Source organism: Microbacterium sp. UNCCL10 (genome assembly GCF_000746195.1).
Lineage (GTDB): Bacteria > Actinomycetota > Actinomycetes > Actinomycetales > Microbacteriaceae > Microbacterium > Microbacterium saccharophilum.
The window spans coordinates 321,579-337,104 of the sequence record NZ_JQKT01000007.1 but is presented as its reverse complement, the minus strand read 5'-3'; the positions used below and the strand labels follow the sequence as shown (position 1 = coordinate 337,104).

Annotated in this window: 19 protein-coding genes and 1 tRNA gene; 10 read left to right on the top strand and 10 right to left on the bottom strand. The window is 69.5% G+C overall.

Annotated features, from left to right (window positions below):
- Positions 1–78: 78 nt before the first annotated feature.
- From BR85_RS01835 to BR85_RS01820, 4 genes are read right to left on the bottom strand one after another with little or no spacing between them, the layout of a single operon-like run.
- The gene (locus tag BR85_RS01835; RefSeq protein ID WP_028494976.1) at positions 79–717 is read right to left on the bottom strand and encodes a hypothetical protein; all 639 of its coding nucleotides are present in this window, start codon (positions 715–717) and stop codon (positions 79–81) included.
- Positions 718–755: 38 nt separating this feature from the next.
- Complete coding sequence (locus BR85_RS01830; protein ID WP_028494975.1) at positions 756–1,580, bottom strand: anti-sigma factor; 825 nt, start codon at positions 1,578–1,580, stop codon at positions 756–758.
- Complete coding sequence (gene sigK, locus BR85_RS01825) at positions 1,577–2,176, bottom strand: ECF RNA polymerase sigma factor SigK (protein ID WP_028494974.1); 600 nt, start codon at positions 2,174–2,176, stop codon at positions 1,577–1,579. The genes BR85_RS01830 and sigK overlap by 4 nt, the downstream gene beginning before the upstream one ends.
- Before the next feature lie 33 nt (positions 2,177–2,209).
- Positions 2,210–3,931, bottom strand: a complete 1,722-nt coding sequence (locus BR85_RS01820; protein ID WP_028494973.1) for a cytochrome c biogenesis protein DipZ — start codon at positions 3,929–3,931, stop codon at positions 2,210–2,212.
- Positions 3,932–4,068: 137 nt separating this feature from the next.
- On the opposite strand from BR85_RS01820, the gene BR85_RS01815 reads away from it, so the two are divergent.
- The 9 genes from BR85_RS01815 (at position 4,069) to BR85_RS01775 (ending at position 9,116) form a co-directional block, all read left to right on the top strand.
- Positions 4,069–4,731, top strand: a complete 663-nt coding sequence (locus BR85_RS01815; protein WP_028494972.1) for a fasciclin domain-containing protein — start codon at positions 4,069–4,071, stop codon at positions 4,729–4,731.
- Positions 4,732–4,802: 71 nt separating this feature from the next.
- Positions 4,803–4,875: transfer RNA gene (locus tag BR85_RS01810), tRNA-Lys, on the top strand.
- Between the two features lie 80 nt (positions 4,876–4,955).
- On the top strand, positions 4,956–5,477 hold the full coding sequence (locus BR85_RS01805; RefSeq protein ID WP_028494971.1) for a DUF1697 domain-containing protein: 522 nt from the start codon (positions 4,956–4,958) through the stop codon (positions 5,475–5,477).
- 51 nt (positions 5,478–5,528) lie between these two features.
- The gene (locus BR85_RS01800) at positions 5,529–5,912 is read left to right on the top strand and encodes a DUF5655 domain-containing protein (RefSeq protein ID WP_028494970.1); all 384 of its coding nucleotides are present in this window, start codon (positions 5,529–5,531) and stop codon (positions 5,910–5,912) included.
- Positions 5,913–5,969: 57 nt separating this feature from the next.
- On the top strand, positions 5,970–6,257 hold the full coding sequence (locus BR85_RS01795; protein ID WP_028494969.1) for a hypothetical protein: 288 nt from the start codon (positions 5,970–5,972) through the stop codon (positions 6,255–6,257).
- Positions 6,254–6,754 carry a GrpB family protein gene (locus tag BR85_RS01790; protein ID WP_231478544.1) on the top strand — a complete coding sequence of 167 codons (501 nt, stop codon included), beginning with the start codon at positions 6,254–6,256 and terminating at the stop codon, positions 6,752–6,754. Before BR85_RS01795 ends, BR85_RS01790 begins: the two co-directional genes overlap by 4 nt.
- A 63-nt stretch (positions 6,755–6,817) precedes the next feature.
- Positions 6,818–8,278: a protein adenylyltransferase SelO gene (locus tag BR85_RS01785; protein ID WP_028494967.1), complete on the top strand. Its 1,461-nt coding sequence runs from the start codon at positions 6,818–6,820 to the stop codon at positions 8,276–8,278.
- Positions 8,279–8,346: 68 nt separating this feature from the next.
- Complete coding sequence (locus BR85_RS01780) at positions 8,347–8,814, top strand: gluconate 2-dehydrogenase subunit 3 family protein (protein ID WP_028494966.1); 468 nt, start codon at positions 8,347–8,349, stop codon at positions 8,812–8,814.
- Positions 8,815–8,909: 95 nt separating this feature from the next.
- The gene (locus BR85_RS01775; protein ID WP_036272127.1) at positions 8,910–9,116 is read left to right on the top strand and encodes a dodecin family protein; all 207 of its coding nucleotides are present in this window, start codon (positions 8,910–8,912) and stop codon (positions 9,114–9,116) included.
- Between the two features lie 74 nt (positions 9,117–9,190).
- Here the strand turns inward: BR85_RS01775 and BR85_RS01770 are convergent, their stop codons facing one another.
- Genes BR85_RS01770 through BR85_RS01750 form a run of 5 tightly spaced genes read right to left on the bottom strand, consistent with a single transcriptional unit; the run spans position 9,191 to position 14,020 of the window.
- A complete protein-coding gene (locus BR85_RS01770; protein WP_036272125.1) occupies positions 9,191–9,697 on the bottom strand; it encodes a 2'-5' RNA ligase family protein in 507 nt (168 codons plus the stop codon).
- Between the two features lie 19 nt (positions 9,698–9,716).
- Positions 9,717–10,889, bottom strand: a complete 1,173-nt coding sequence (locus tag BR85_RS01765) for a glycoside hydrolase family 1 protein (protein ID WP_028494963.1) — start codon at positions 10,887–10,889, stop codon at positions 9,717–9,719.
- A 20-nt stretch (positions 10,890–10,909) separates the two neighbouring features.
- Positions 10,910–11,800, bottom strand: coding sequence for a carbohydrate ABC transporter permease (locus tag BR85_RS01760; protein WP_028494962.1), 891 nt, complete (start codon positions 11,798–11,800; stop codon positions 10,910–10,912).
- Position 11,801: 1 nt separating this feature from the next.
- Positions 11,802–12,728, bottom strand: a complete 927-nt coding sequence (locus BR85_RS01755) for a carbohydrate ABC transporter permease (RefSeq protein ID WP_028494961.1) — start codon at positions 12,726–12,728, stop codon at positions 11,802–11,804.
- Between the two features lie 5 nt (positions 12,729–12,733).
- Positions 12,734–14,020 (bottom strand): extracellular solute-binding protein, encoded by a 1,287-nt coding sequence (locus tag BR85_RS01750; RefSeq protein ID WP_028494960.1) that lies wholly within the window; start codon positions 14,018–14,020, stop codon positions 12,734–12,736.
- A 115-nt stretch (positions 14,021–14,135) separates the two neighbouring features.
- On the opposite strand from BR85_RS01750, the gene BR85_RS01745 reads away from it, so the two are divergent.
- Complete coding sequence (locus BR85_RS01745; RefSeq protein ID WP_051526112.1) at positions 14,136–14,957, top strand: TetR/AcrR family transcriptional regulator; 822 nt, start codon at positions 14,136–14,138, stop codon at positions 14,955–14,957.
- Between the two features lie 8 nt (positions 14,958–14,965).
- On the opposite strand, the gene BR85_RS01740 is transcribed toward BR85_RS01745, so the two are convergent.
- Positions 14,966–15,385, bottom strand: coding sequence for a CarD family transcriptional regulator (locus BR85_RS01740; RefSeq protein ID WP_051526111.1), 420 nt, complete (start codon positions 15,383–15,385; stop codon positions 14,966–14,968).
- Between the last annotated feature and the right edge of the window lie 141 nt (positions 15,386–15,526).

Genomic DNA, 15,526 nt, shown 5'->3' with positions numbered 1-15,526 from the left:
CGAGCGGCCTCGCGCCGAGAGGCGTTCTGCGGCCCGGCACTTTCATGCCCGCGCGCCGCGCCGGAAGAACAGCGCGCCTCAGGTCAGCGCATCCCGGCGCCACAGTGCCGCGCAGGCGGTGAGATCCTCGCCGTACGTCGACAGGCGCAGGGCCCGCGTCGTGAACCCCGTGGCCCGGTCCGGCTCGGCGGCGTCGTAGTCGTCGGCGAGATCGGTCGCTCCCGCCGCCTCGACGCGCGAGAACGACGCGGCGCGATCCAGCGCGACGGCGAAGTCCCCGGTGAAGACGCCCCGCAGGATCTCGTCGATCAGCGACGTCAGCTCGTCCGGGCCTGCCGGGGTCGGGGCGCCCGCGACGACGTCGTCCGGTGACGCGAGCCGCGCCCGCCCCCGCTCGTACAGCAGTGCCGCGGTCTGCGCGTCGTCGTGGATCATCAGCTGCAGCAGATACAGCCGCCACAAAGCACCGGGCAGCGAGCGCGCGGGCGAGCGCGACCACAGTTCGGCGATCGTGTCGATGCCGTGGTGGTCCGTGAAGGCCACGAGCCGGTCGACGACCTCGCCCTCCGGGTCGCTGCGCACGCGGGACAGCAGAGCGGATGCCGTCACGTGCGCGACGCGCGACACCTCCGCCGGATCCTCCGCGGCGAACGCACGGTCGAACGTCGAGGCAGGGCGGCGCAACGGCTTGTGGAACTCCCTCGGCTCGTCGCTCATGCCTTCCAGGCTACCGGCGCGGGAAAAGGCCGGCTCGGTCAGGCCGTGGGGATCGCGACGATCGGGTCGGTCGTCGGGTCGCCCTCCGGAGCTCCCCCGGCCTGTTCCACCGTGACCGCGATCGTGTCACCGGGCTGCATCGGGCCACTCAGCAGGGCCGTGCTCTCGGCGCCGTCGCGCTCGAAGGTGCCGGCCGAGATGGCCTCCTCGCCGCGCACGAACCACAGCTCGAAGGTGCGATCGGAGGGGATCTCCGGCAGTCCCTCGGCGACCAGGACGACCTTGCCGAGCGACTCCGACCAGTGCACGGTGGCCTCGCCACCGTCTGCCAGCTCGGCCGTGGCCGACGCGGCATCCGGCGCCTGCTCGATCTCCTCGAGCGCCTGCACGGCGGGCGGGTCGGCCCACAGATTCGCGAGAGCGCCCGCGCCCCAGCCGAGCCCGACGAGCAGCACGATGGATGCCACGAGGCCGAACAGGGCGCGCGTCCACGTCCGCCGCTCGATGGCCTGCACGACCTCCGTCGGCGGCCCGGCACTCGGTGCCGGCGGCGCATCGGCGGCGACTGAGGCGGGAACAGGCGGGAGCGGCGGCACGGTGGGGGCCGCGACATCCGCCGCTTCATCCGCGGGTGCAGCGCTCTCCCGCGCGATGCGACTCAGCAGGCGCGAGCGCATGTCCACCGGCGGGGCGACATCGGCGACGCCTTCGGCCAGTACCGCGGCGGTCTCGGCATCCACATCCGCGATCGATGCCCACTCGGGGTGAGATGCGAGCGCCTCGGCGTACGCGCGCTCGTCCTCCGGCGACAGCGCGCCGAGGGCGTGACCGGCCGACAGTTCGGCGAACTCCTCTTCGTTCACAGCGCCACCCCCATCTCCGTGCGCAGGCGCGACAGTCCGTCGCGCATTCTCGTCTTGATCGTTCCGAGCGGCGCGCCCACCAGTGCCGCCACTTCGCTCTGACTGTAACCACCGAAGTAGGCGAGGGTCAGCGCCTCACGCTGCGGATCAGGGAGCGCGGCCAGCGCGCGCGCCACCCGTCTGCTCTCGATCCTCAATTCGACCTGCTCGTCCACGTTCTGCTGCGGTGTGCTGAGATCCCGGAGACCGGCTTTCACATCCCGGTCCGCACTGGCTTGCGACGACCGAACCCGGTCGACGGCCCGCCGATGCGCGATGGTCAGCACCCATGACCTTCCCTGCCCCTTGTTCGGAGCGAACGAATCGGCGGATTGCCACACGTCGAGGAAGACTTCCTGCAGCACCTCCTCGCTCTGCGCACGGTTCACGAGCACGCGCAGGATGAGGCCGAAGGCGCGCGGAGCGAGCATGTCGTAGAGCCGCGCGAAGGCGTCCTGGTCGCCCGCGGCCACGCGAACGAGGAGGTCGGCGGCGTGATCAGGCGCCGGTCCGTCCTCGGGCACGTCAACTCCGTCGATGACCATCTCCTCCAGCATGCCTCATCCCTTCCCGTCGTGGCCGCAGGCGGATCACCCGAATGTGAAGGAGTAGACCTGCACTCCCGGGGCGACCCGCACCTCGAGGACGCCCGCGCGGATGTCCTCGCCGTCCACCACCGCGTAGGAGCGCGGCGTGCCGTCGACCGTGATCGTGTCGATGGACCCGTCCACGTGCGTCACCGTCAGCGCGCCCTGTCCGGCGAGCACCATCCGCACCTCGTCGGCACGATAGGAGAGTCGGATGCCGGCGGCCGCGGTACCGGATGGGGTGGCGAACTGCGTCTGCACGTCCCACTCCCCGTCGAGGGCGAAGCTGTCGGCGGGCTGGTCCGCGGGGTAGCCGTAGGCCGCCTCCCCGGCGCGATAGGCGCCGGGGCCGGCGAAGTTCACATCCTTCGACGAGCCGAGGAACGTCTCCCGCGTCGTGGAGCCGAGCTCGGGGGTGTCATCGTCCACGTCCGTCGCCGGCGGCAGTGCGACGCCGGGGTCGGCATCCTGCAGCAGCGCACGGATGAGCGCCTCGGTGCGGGCGTAGCCGCCCTCCCCGAAGGAGATGTGCCGCACCGTGCCCTCGGCGTCGATGAGGTAGTGCGCTGGCCAGTAGCGGTTGCGGTAGTTCGTCCACGTCGACAGGTTGTTGTCGAGCGCGACCGGATACTCGATGCCGAAGTCGCGCGCACCGGCGGCGACGTTGCCGGCGTCCTTCTCGAACGCGTATTCGGGCGAGTGGATGCCGATCACCTGCAGGCCCGCATCGCGGTAGGCGTCGTCCCAGGCGACGACGTGCGGGATGGAACGCTGGCAGTTGATGCAGGAGTACGCCCAGAAGTCGAGCAGGACGACCTGGCCGCGGAGCTCGGAGAGGTCGAGCGCCGCGCCGTCCGGAGTGTTGAGCCATTCCTGGATGCCGCGGATCTGCGGCGCCGTCCCGCACGATGCGAGCTCCGCCGCTCCGCTCTCGCACTGATCGAGCGCGCGGTTCTCGTCGGTGACGAGGCCGCCGAGACCCAGCGCTTCGACGGCTTCGTCGCTCTGCGTGAGGTCGCGCTGCAGCTGCGCGGTGTAGTCCGGCAGCAGCCGTTGCAGCGCCTGCGGCACGTTGAAGACGAGGCCGACGGCGAGCGCGAGCATCGCGATGCCCGCCGCGATGCGGAGGCCCCGCTCGCGACGGCGGAAGGCGCGGATGCGCTCCACGACGCCGCGGCCGGCGAGCGCGAAGACGAGGAGCGGCAGGGCCACCCCGATCGCGAACGAGGCCGTCAGCAGCACGGTGTCGGCGCCGATCCGGCCCGTCGCGCCGGCCACGATGATCGCCGCGAGCACCGGACCGGCGCACGGGACGAACACCGCGCCGAGGGCGAGACCGGCCCCGAACCCGCTGCCGTTGTTGGCGACCTCTCGGCGCGGGATCCACTGGAACGGGCGCTCGAGGAGCTGCTCGAACCGCGGGATGAGCAGGCCGATGCCGAGGATCGCGAGGACGCCGATGCCGACCCAGCGGATGATGTCCTGCGGCAGGTTCAGCGCACCGAGGATGAGGGAGCCGACGAGCGTCACGAGCGTGAAGCTCACGACCAGGCCGAGGATGACGAGGTACGGGCGGCTGCGGCGCGCCGGCACCGTCTTCGGGCCGCCCTCGTACCGGGCGGACTGCGCGCCGCCGGTCAGGAAGATGACCGGCAGCACCGGCAGGATGCACGGGGAGATCCCCGTGATGAGCCCGCCGAGCAGGCCGATGATGACCAGATCCATGTCGTCCCCGTTTCCGTCGGGGGTACTTCGGCGACGAGCGCGCATCGGATGGGATCGCGCAGATTCCCATCCGATGCGCCGACGGTTCCGAACGATGTGTGAGACCGCATCCGCGGCACCCACTCATGGAGGACATCATGCTCAGCACCAAGAAGAAGATCACCGCCGCTCTGACCTTGACGCTCGCCGGCGCGTTCGCGCTCTCGGCCTGCTCGATGGGCGGATCGACCGCGGAGGAGTCGATGGATCCCGCGCCGCAGTCGAGCGAGACCATGGCGCCCGAGGAGACGACGATGGACCCGGCCGCCAACCTCGTGGGACCCGGCTGCGCCGACTACGCCGCGGCCGTGCCGGACGGCGCCGGCTCGGTGCAGGGCATGTCGCAGGACCCTGTGGCCGTCGCCGCGTCGAACAACCCGCTGCTGACGACCCTCGTCTCGGCCGTGAGCGGCCAGCTGAACCCCGACGTGAACCTCGTCGACACGCTCAACGGCGGCGAGTTCACCGTCTTCGCCCCCGTCGACGACGCGTTCGCGAAGATCGACGCCGCGACGATCGAGACCCTGAAGACCGACAGCGACCTGCTGACGTCGATCCTCACCTACCACGTGGTCGAGGGCCAGATCGAGCCGTCCGACATCGCCGGCATGCACACCACCCTGAACGGCGCGGACGTCGAGGTCACCGGTTCGGGCGACGAGTGGATGGTCAACGACGCCAACGTCATCTGCGGCGGCGTGCAGACCGCGAACGCCGTCGTGTACCTGGTCGACACGGTGCTGATGCCCCCGGCCGAGTAATCGGCGATGTGTCTCCCGGACGAGTGCTCCGGGAAGAGGCCCTCGGAACCCCGCGCTAGGCTGGGTTCCGAGGGCCTCTAGCTCAGTCGGTAGAGCATCGGACTTTTAATCCGCGGGTCGTGGGTTCGAGCCCCACGGGGCCCACTCTGTTCGTCGCGTGTGGTGTGTGTCCGTGGCGGCGTCGCTACTGGGCGGCTCCACCGCGATGCGAAGGAGGACCGCTTGTGCCGCAGGTCGCCTTCTTCCGCAACGTGAACCAGGGTCAGCCCGGCATGCCTCGAACGGACGACCTTCTGGACGCGTTCCGCGACGCGGGCGTTCCGGATGCGGCGGCGTTCCAGAGCAACGGAACCGTCGTGTTCACCACGCCCGACTCGGCAGCGACGATCACGGACGTCCGATCGAGCCTGATGGCGCGGGGCTTCTTCATCGGCGAGATCTACGCACGACCCGTTCAGTTCCTCGGTGATATCGTCGCCCGCTACCGCGAGAACGTGGACATCGGCCGGTACGAACTCACCCTGTTCCCGGACCGGGAAGTCATCGTCGACGAAGCGAGGATGGCGAAGGAGGCACGGCGTCGGCGCTGCGAGATCGTCGACCACGGCCCCGGCTGGGCGGTGGTGAGCAACGACGGCGAGCGTCAGAGCAACGGCACCCCGACGATCGAGGCGGCGCTCGCCGTGCCTGCCACCTCGCGCGGATTTCCCACCCTCGAGCGTCTCGTCGACCGCTTCGGCTCCTGAAGAGATCCCGCGCACGTCGCGACCCGCGGGAGTCTGCCGCACACTGGGGACATGGCTGACGACGACCGGGAGTGGACTGTCGCGCGGCACCTGGAGGGAGCCCCGGAGTCCGCGATCGCTCTGTACCAGCGGTTCATTCACGCGGTGGAAACGATCGGGCCGTTCACGTACGCCGTCAGCAAGACGACGATCACGCTGAAGGGCTCGCGGCGCGGGTTCGCGGGTGCTCGCCCCGACCGTGGCGGGGTTCGCGGGTACATGGATCTCCAGCGAGAAGTGCGTGACCCGAGGATCCTGTCGGTCGCGCCGTACACGAAGCGGCTCTTCGTCCACCAGTTCCGGCTCACGTCCCCCGCCGATCTGGACGATCAGTTCGTCCAGTGGCTCCGCGAAGCATATGCCGTCGGCGCCGGCGCGCACCTCGACCGTCCCTGAGATGGGAATGGGCGAGCTGGCGGTAGCCATCTGAGTACGGGTGGCTATTGTTGCGCCATGCCAACGGTGACGGACTGGATCTCGAGTATCGGCTCACTGATAGGCGCACTGACAGGCGTCGGAGCGCTGATCGTCGCGGTGTTGAGCTACCGGAAGTCGACCAAGGCGTTGGCCGCCGACGCGCAGACCAGAGGAGCCGTCGGCTCGACGCTGGATGCCGTCGAGGCTCTCGCGCGCCCCGGAGAGAACTTCATCCTGGGCCGCGACCGACCCGATGACCAGGAGAAGAGAGACGTGTTCGAGGCGGCACTGACCGAGGCGCGGCGCCGACTCGAGGTCCCGTGACGAGCGCCGGACAGGTCCCGATGTTCGTCACCGACGCGGCATCCGTCTCACGAGCTCACGCGATCGCAGCCACGGTCCGCGAGCGGCTGGCAGCGCACGCGGTGCCCGGCGAGCTGACCCTGACGGGCGGGAGCAGCCTCCCGGGGCTCCTGACGAAGGGGGACATCGATCTGCACTTGCGGGTGCGCGCCGGCCAGTTCGAGTCGGCGGTCGAACGGCTCCGGGCCGTCGCTGGTGCCGTTCACCCGGAGATCTGGACGAGAACGTTCGCGACGTTCGAGCGCACCGACGAACCGGCGGTGGGCATCGCCGTGACGGTGCTCGGGTGCGAGCATGACCTCCGCTTCACCCGCGGCTGGGCGCGCCTCGCCGAGGACCCCGACGCCCGCGACGAGTACAACGCCCTGAAGCGGGCCGAGGAGTACGAGGACGCGAAGTCGCAGTTCTTCGACAGGATCAGCCGCCCGGGGTGGGACGCCGCCGAGCCTGCACCGTGAGCCCGCCCGGCGGGGTCTGGCTCGGCGGCCCTTCCGGGTCGGATGCGGAGTTATGTTGTGGGGATGAGCGGCGTAGCGGAGGCAAGCGTGACTCTGGAGAGCCGGTTCGCTCGGGAGCTTCCGGAGCTGGCGGTGGCGTGGCGCGCGGAGGATCCCCTCGCGGCGCGGCTGCTCGTCCTGAATGAGCCGCTGGCCGCCGAGCTGGGTTGGGATTCGGTCTTTCTGCGCAGCGCCGACGGTGTGCGGGTCCTGACCGGCACCCTGGTTCCGGAGGGGGCGGCACCGGTGGCGCAGGCGTATGCCGGGCATCAGTTCGGCGGCTACTCCCCGGTGCTCGGCGATGGGCGGGCGCTCCTCCTCGGCGAGGTCGTCGACGCGCACGGCCGACTCCGCGACATCCACCTCAAAGGCTCCGGGCGTACCCCCTTCGCCCGCGCGGGCGACGGTCGGGCGGTGCTCGGCCCGATGCTGCGCGAATATCTGGTCAGCGAGGCGATGCACGCTCTGGGTGTGCCGACGACGCGTTCTCTGGCCGTGACCGCAACGGGACGCGAGGTCGCGCGGGAGACGCTGCTGCCGGGAGCCGTGCTGACCCGGGTGGCATCCAGTCACCTCCGCGTGGGCAGCTTCCAGTACGCGGCCTCGACCGGCGATGTGGAGCTGCTGCGCCGGCTGACGGCGCACGCGATCGACCGTCACTACCCGCTCCTGTCCGACGCGGACAATCCGGCGCTGGCCCTTCTCGATGCGGTCATCGCCGCCCAGGCGTCCCTGATCGCGCAGTGGATGCTGATCGGCTTCGTCCACGGCGTCATGAACACCGACAACATGACGATCTCGGGCGGGACGATCGACTACGGGCCGTGTGCGTTCATGGACGCGTTCGATCCCGCCGCCGTCTACAGCTCCATCGACACCGGCGGACGCTACGCCTTCGGCAATCAGCCGCTCGCGGCCGAATGGAACCTGGCGCGATTCGCGGAAGCCCTGCTCCCCGCCGTGCACGAGGAACCCGAGGCGGCGATCGCGCTCGCGCAGGAGTCACTCGCCGCGTTCCGTCAGCACTACAACGCCGCCTGGCTCGCCGGGATGCGGGCGAAGCTCGGACTGCGCGACCGGGCAGACCCGGAGACCACGCCGCTGATCGAAGAGCTGATCGCCCTGATGGGGACCAGCCGCGTCGACTACACGTCGTTCTTCCGAGCTCTCCGCACAGCCGCCACCGGCGATGACCGAGCCGTCCGGGGGATGTTCCTCGACCTGGCAGGTTTCGACGCGTGGGCAGAGCGCTGGCGCGCGCTGGGTCCGGACCCCGACGCCATAGACGCCGTGAACCCGGCCTACATCCCCCGCAACCACCTCGTGGAGGAGGCGCTCGGCGCCGCCACCGCGGGTGACATGGGGCCCTTCGAGCGACTCCTCGGAGCCGTCACCGCCCCGTACGTCGAACGTCCGGGGCTCGAGCGCTACGCGGCGCCGGCACCGGAGTCCTTCGGCGCCTACCGCACATTCTGCGGAACCTGATCAGGGATGGGCCGGTGGATCACGCGCCCGGGCCGGCGTACGCTGACCCACACCGGCCGGGAGGGGCAGTGAAGAAGCGCCAGGCGCAGCGTGAGATCAGCGACGACGAGCAGATCGCCCGGTACGCCTATGTTCTAGGGAACGTCCCGACCGGTGTCGCCGACCGGGCGTACGCCGCCGCGTTCACGCGGCTCTCCCCCGCGCAGCAGGACGAGATCGTCGGCCAGCTGCGCGCCCGGCTCCCCGTGCCGCCGCAGGAACCGGCATCCGACGACCCGAACGCCTTCGCGCGACTCATGCGCAACCTGCACGCACGCGCCGCGCTGGTGGGCATTCCCCTTGCCCCTCACCTCGCGGCGGAATTCGTCGCGAGCCCTCCGGTCGTCGCGTATTTCACCACCGGTGCGGGGTCGGTGACGCTGGACCAGCAGCCACCGTGGATCCACGCGCTTGCCGGGCACGAGACTGCGCCCCTCGATGGCGGAAGGATGCATCACCGTCGCGGACCGGACTCCGGCGGCGTCTGGATGGGCTGAGACCTCGCATACCCAGCACCGCAGGTGCGCCCCTTCCATCCGTGCGTGACCGCGGTCAGTATGGGCGTGTCGGCATCGAGCAAGGAGGGGTCGAGATGAGCGTTTATCGAGTGATCGAGGTCATCGGCACGAGTGCCTCGTCGTGGGAGGAGGCGGCCCGCGAAGCCATCACGACGGCCGCCGGATCGCTGCACGACCTGCGCGTGGCCGAGGTCACGAAGCAGGACGTCGTGGTGGGCGAGGACGGGGCGCTGCTGTTCCGGGCGCGGATCCAGCTCTCGTTCAAGTACGTTCCGGACTGAACGGTCTCACCGGTGCAAGAACCCTGCCGGCTGGGTGTGCCGCTGGCACGATGACGGGGTCACCATCCACCGGTTCACCCGATCGGCGTGACCTCACGCGTCGCCGAGTCCCACCGGCGCAGGGCGATGCCCGTACCCGCGTGCGGCGGACCGACGAGCCAGAGCGCCTGATCGAGCGCATCGAGCCGCAGGCGTCTGGCCAGGGTGACATGCGGCGTCCACTCGCCGGGCTTCGTGTGTGCGGCATCGTCTCCTGGCAAGGCGGCAGCGTGCACGGCGCGGTGGAAGCTCAGCAGCTCCTCCGTCGGCACGATCCGCCGAGCCAGCACGCCGCGGTCGCCGTGCCGGAAGACGATGGGCTCGGCGAGCATCAGCGCGATCGGCAAGGCGGCGAGCGCAGCCTCGAACCGCGTCGGCGACAGCGCAGGGCGCACCAGCAGCGTCACGTGCGGCCTGTTGCTCGGGCAGGTATGCCGCCCCGCACTGGAGAGGCCGGCAGCCGCCAGGCGCTCCCACTCCACGCGCACGAGCTCCTCGGATTCGGGGTCCAGCAGCAACTCGATGCTGACGATGCCGCTCATCACCCAAGACCGCGGCCGCTCAGTCGACCTCGACCGCATTCGCCTTCGCGACGCCCCCGAGCCACGCCAGGCTCGGCTTGGGACGCCGCGCGAACGTCTCGCGGTCCCACGCGATGAGGCCGAACGTGGGAGCGTACGACCCCCACTCGTAGTTGTCGAGCAGTGACCAGTGCAGGTAGCCGATCATGGGCAGCCCGGCGGCGATCTCGGCATGCAGGGCCCGCAGGGCGCCACGGGTGTAGTCGATGCGCCGGGCGTCATCGGCGGTCGCGATGCCGTTCTCGGAGACGAACACCGGCAGGCCGGTGACGTCATGCGCGAGCCGCGCAGCCTCGGCGATGGCCGGCGGGTAGTACTCCCAGCCGGTGAGGGTCTGCTCCACGTCATCCGGCGCAGGAAGCGGCCCGTCGAGCGTGATGCGCGTGCGCGTGTACGCCTGCACGCCGATGAAGTCGTCGCCGCGTGACGCCTCGAGGAAGATCGTCTCGCGCGGATACGCGTACGCCCGCAAGACTTCTTCGGCGCCGGGATCGGCGAAGAACTGCTGCGGCGCGACGGGCCAGCCGACGGGGCGGCCCGTCGTGCGCACGAGTTCCACGGCCCGGTGGTGGGCGGCGATGATGTGCTCCGTGACAACGGCATCCGGTTCGGGAAGGGCTCCGGCCTGGATCTGCTGGTTGCCCTCCTTGCCGGCGAAGATCATCGCGAGGATGTTGGGCTCGTTGATCGTGAACACGTGTGAGGCACTGTGCAGCAGCGGCAGCACCATCTCGACGAAGCGCGCGAAGCGATCGACGGATGCCGGGTTGCGCCAGCCGCCGTCATCCGCGAACCAGCGCGGGGTCGTGAAGTGGTAGATCGTGACGGCCGCGTTCACGCCGAGTTCGTGGCAGCAGTCGATGACGCGGCGATAGTGGTCGAGCGCCGCACGGGAGACCATCCCCTCCTCCGGCTCGATGCGCGACCACTCCAGCGAGAAGCGGTAGGTGTCCAGGCCCGCCTCGGCGAGCAGGGTGATGTCTTCCCGGTAGCGGTGGTAGCTGTCGGCGGCATCGCCGGAGGGCTCCGGGATGTCGGTGCCCGGGGCGACCTCGCGCGGCCACCAGTCGCTGTTCACGTTGCCCCCCTCGATCTGGTGGCCCGCGGTCGCGGCGCCCCACAGGAATCCGTCCGGGAAGGTGAGCGTGGTCATGGATGGGTCCTTGTCTGAGCTCACTTGAGCCCGGTCATGGCGATTCCCTGCACGAAGTAGCGCTGGAGGAAGAGGAACAGGATGAGGATCGGCGTGACGACGAGCACCGACCCGGCCATCAGCAGGCCGTAGAAGGTGCCGTTCGATCCGACCGAGTACAGCGACAGCGCGACCGGCAGGGTGTACATCTTCTCGGTCTGGGCAACCACGAGGGGCCACAGGAAGTTGTTCCACGAGCCCAGGAAGGTGAGGATCGCGAGCGTCGCGATCGCCGGCCCGCACTGCGGCATGACGATGCGGAGGAAGATGCGGAACTCCCCCGCCCCGTCGATCCGCGCCGCCTCGAGCAGTGCGTCCGGGACGCCCATGATGAACTGCCGCATGAGGAAGACGCCCAGTGGACCGGCCAGGAACGGCAGGATCAGGGCCGGATAGGTGTCGACGAGCCCCATGTTGGCCACGAGGACGAACATCGGCACGAGAGTCACGACGCCCGGCACCATGAGCGTCAGCAGCACGAGGAGGAACAGCACCTTCTTGCCGGGGAACTGCATCTTCGCGAGGGCGTACGCGACCATCGAGCAGAACGCGATGTTGCCGAGCACGACCACGAGAGCGACGAACACCGAGTTGAAGAAGAACTGCCCGTAGTCCAGCTGCGTCAGCCAACGCGAGTAGTTGTCGAGCGTCGCCTGCTCGGGCCACCACGTGATGGGGCGCTGCAGGAGCTCGCCCTGCGTCTTGAAGCTGCCGAGCAGCATCCAGATGAAGGGCATCAGGGTCACGATGAGCCCGATGGTCAGCGCGATGTACGTCGCGGCGCGCGACCAGGCGGGGCGGCGGCTGCGACCCGGTCGGCGGGTGTCCGCCGCCGCGGGCAGCGTGACGGGTGCGTTCGTGATGGTGGCCATGTCAGTTGTCCTTCGAGCGCAGCAGGCGGAACTGCACGGCCGAGAGCGCCGCGATGAAGGCGAACAGGACGTAGGCGGCAGCGGATGCCAGCGAGTAGTCGCCGTAGCCGAACTGGTTGTAGACGTAGTAGCTGATGGAGAGGGTCGAGTTCAGCGGCCCGCCCTGGGTCATGACGAACGGCTCCTCGAACACCTGCAGGAACCCGACCGACAGCAGGACGGCCCCGAGGAGGAGCGTCGGGCGCATGAGCGGCAGGGTGATGCCGGTGAACCTCCGCCACGATCCCGCCCCATCGACCTCGGCGGCTTCGTAGAGCTCCCTCGGCACGGCCTGGAGGCCGGCCAGGAAGATGATCATGAGCGTGCCCATGTTCCGCCAGACACCCATCGCGATGATCGAGGGCATGGCCCAGAACGGATCGTTGAGCCAGTCCGGGCCGTCGATGCCCACCCAGGAGAGGACGGTGTTCGCGAGGCCGGAGTCCTGCAGGATGAAGCGCCACACGACGGCGACCGCGACGATCGAGGTCACGACCGGCGTGTAATAGCCGACCCGGTAGACGCTCCGGAACTTCTCGATGCCCGAGTTGAGGGCGACGGCGAGGAGCAGCCCCGCCGCCATCGTCAGCGGGATGCCGACGATGACGAAATAGAACGTGTTGAAGATCGACTTGACGAACAGCTCGTCCTGGAAAAGGGCGACGAAGTTGTCGAACCCGACGGGGTTCACGGCGAAGGGTGTCCGCAGATCCTTCACACCGAGATCGGTGAACGACATCGCGAACGAGCCGATCAGCGGCCCGAGCATGAACACCGCGAAGATCGCGACGAACGGGAGGGCGAACAGCCAGGCCGCCACCGCGGTGCGGCGCCGCTGGGCGGCGAATCCTCCTCGCCGCCCAGCCGCGCTCGTCGACGCGAGCGCCATCGTGTTTACCAGCCCGTGCCGAGGGACTCGGCCTTGGCGATGATCGCCGCAGCCGCGTCCGCGGCACTGCTGCCGTTGGCGACCTTCTCGGCCTCGGTCTCGATGAAGGCCGACATCTCGTTCCAGCTCGGCACCGACGGCGGCGCGACGGTGTTCTCGAGCTGGTCGTCGAGCACCGTGAGGCGCGGGTCCGACGTGAACGGCTCCGCGTCCAGCGCAGAGCTGACAGCGGGAAGGGCGTTCACCTGCTCGAACCAGGCCTGCTGCGTGTCGGCGTCGGACAGCCAGCGGATGAGCTTCCACGCGCCGTCCGCGTTCTCGGCATCCTCGAACACGCCGAGGTGTCCACCACCGAGGTAGGAGTCGTTGTTGTCGGCGCCGGCGGGCACGGGGGCCGTGCCGACGTTCGCCTCGACCCACTCCGGCGACTCCTGGTCGCCGAGCACGCCGATCATCCACGGACCGGAGATGAACGACGGGTTCGAGCCGTCGGCGAAGGCAGCGGTCTGCGCGTCGCCGTAGCCGGACATGGGTGCGAGGCCCTCGGTGAAGAACGAGGCGTAGAACTCCAGCGCGTCCGTCAGTGCGGCCTCATCCCAGGCGTAGGCGTCGCCGTCGTCGTTCAGGACCTCGCCACCGGCCTGCGCGTAGAACGGCAGGATGACCTGGGTGGAGTCCTCCGCGTCGCCCATCGGCAGCTGGATGCCGTACTGCGCGCCGTTGGCCTTCATCGCCTCGCCGAACGCGGTGAGGTCGTCCCACGTGGCGGGCGGCTCGACACCGGCCTTCTCGGCGAGATCCGTGCGGTAGTACATGACACGGGTCTCCACGTACCACGGCACGGCGTACGCGGTGTCTTCGACGATGACCGACTCGGCGGCGGTCTCGTTGAGGGTGTCCTCATCGACCACGCCATCGGGGACCGGTGCGAGACCACCGGCGGCGACCATCGAGGGCAGCAGCGACGACCCGATCATGATGGCATCCGGCACCGTGCCCGCGGCGACCGCGGTCTGGTACTTGGTCATGACATCGGCCCAGGGGATGTTGGTGACCGTGACGGTCGCGTCGGGGTTGTCCTCGATGAAGGCATCCGCGAAGTCGCCGAGGTTCTCGCCCTCCTCCCCCATCGCCCAGATCGTGATCTCGCCCGTGGCGGGCGAATCGTCGATCGTGCCCACCTCGGCGTCGTCACCCGTGTCCGCGTCATCGGCGCGGCCGCATCCGGACAGGGCCAGCATGCTCACGATGCCGATCGCTCCGATCGCGACCGCTTTGCGTCCCATCTTCATGGGGTCCTCCTCATTGAGTGTGGCGGCTGCGCCACCCGGTCAAAGTAACCTAGCGACTGCTCGCTTAGTTTGTTCACCATAGACTCAGATCGAAACGCTCGCAAGGGAGTGGCGTATGACCGACGAACATCCACCGGCCGCGATGGCCGCGCGCACCGACCTCCGGAAGGTGCGAGGCGACAAACGGCGGACGAGGATCCTGTCGACGGCGGTCGAGGTCTTCGGCGAACAGGGGTACCGCGGTACCTCGCTGCGCGAGATCGCGCGCCGCGTCGGCATCTCCGACGCGGGGCTCCTGCACCACTTCGGCTCGAAGGTGGGGCTGCTGGCGGCCACCATCGCCGAGCGAGACGAGATGGATCGCGTGCGCCGCGAGGCATCAGCGGCCGCGGGGGTCGGATTCGTCGACACGATGCGCGACCAGGTCGCCCGCAACGCCCAGTCCCCCGGCCTCGTCGCGCTGCACGTCGTGCTGTCGGCGGAGGCGACGGATCCGCAGCATCCGGCTCATGAGTCGTTCCGCGAGCGATACCGGCAGATCCGCCACCAGGATGACGCGTCCTTCTCCCGTCTGCAGGACAGCGGCGAGATGCGTCGCGACCTCGACCCGCGCCGCGTCGGTCAGCTCGTCACGGCCATGATGGACGGCCTGCAGCTGCAGTGGCTCCTGGACCCCGACGCCGTCGACATGGTGGGGTTGTTCGAGGACTTCCTGCACCTGCTCGAGATCCCCGCCCCGGGGCACGGAGTCCACGAACGAAGGGATCGCGCCATGACGTCCGAATCGCACCACGAGCACCACGTCCCTGCGCCCGGCGAGCCGACGGTTCCGGAGCTCGAGGAGGACGAGAGCGTCGCTCCTCGGCCCGAAGAGGAGATCGCGGACATCCTCCGGGCCGAGCCCGATGTCGCGGACCACAGCGGGTCCGCGCCCTGACCGCGCCCTCAGGCCACTGCTGCGCCCTCCACCTGGACCGCGTGCAGCATGCCTTCTGCCTCGTCGATCGGGATGCCGAGCGACAGCGACACCTCGACGGCGATGGGCCTGCGAGCTTCGCGCAGCATGTCGCGCTCGGCTTGCGAGAGCCCCTTGGATTCGAGTCGTCGCGTGAGGTCGCGGGCGATCGCGGCGTGCGTGAAGATGTCGCCGGTGCGCAGCCGCTCACGGTTCTCCTTGAAGCGCCGGGACCACTGAGCGACCTCGGGGCCGGACGGCGCCCGCACGACGGCGAGCAGCGCCTCGATCTCCTCGGGCGACATCACCGCCCGCAACCCGACGGCATCGGCCCGGTCGACGGGCACGCTCACGATGAGCTTCGAGTCGAGGACAGCGAGTTCGAGGTAGGCGACCGATGTGTTGCGCACGGTCCGGTGGACGATGCGATGTGCATCCGTAGTGACGGGCCGACCGTGCCGGAGTACTCCCCCTGGAATGCCGGCAACGATACGGGATCCTCCGATGCGCTCGCTGAGAGGTCCCCGAGCGTCACCCGGGCGGCGCGGATC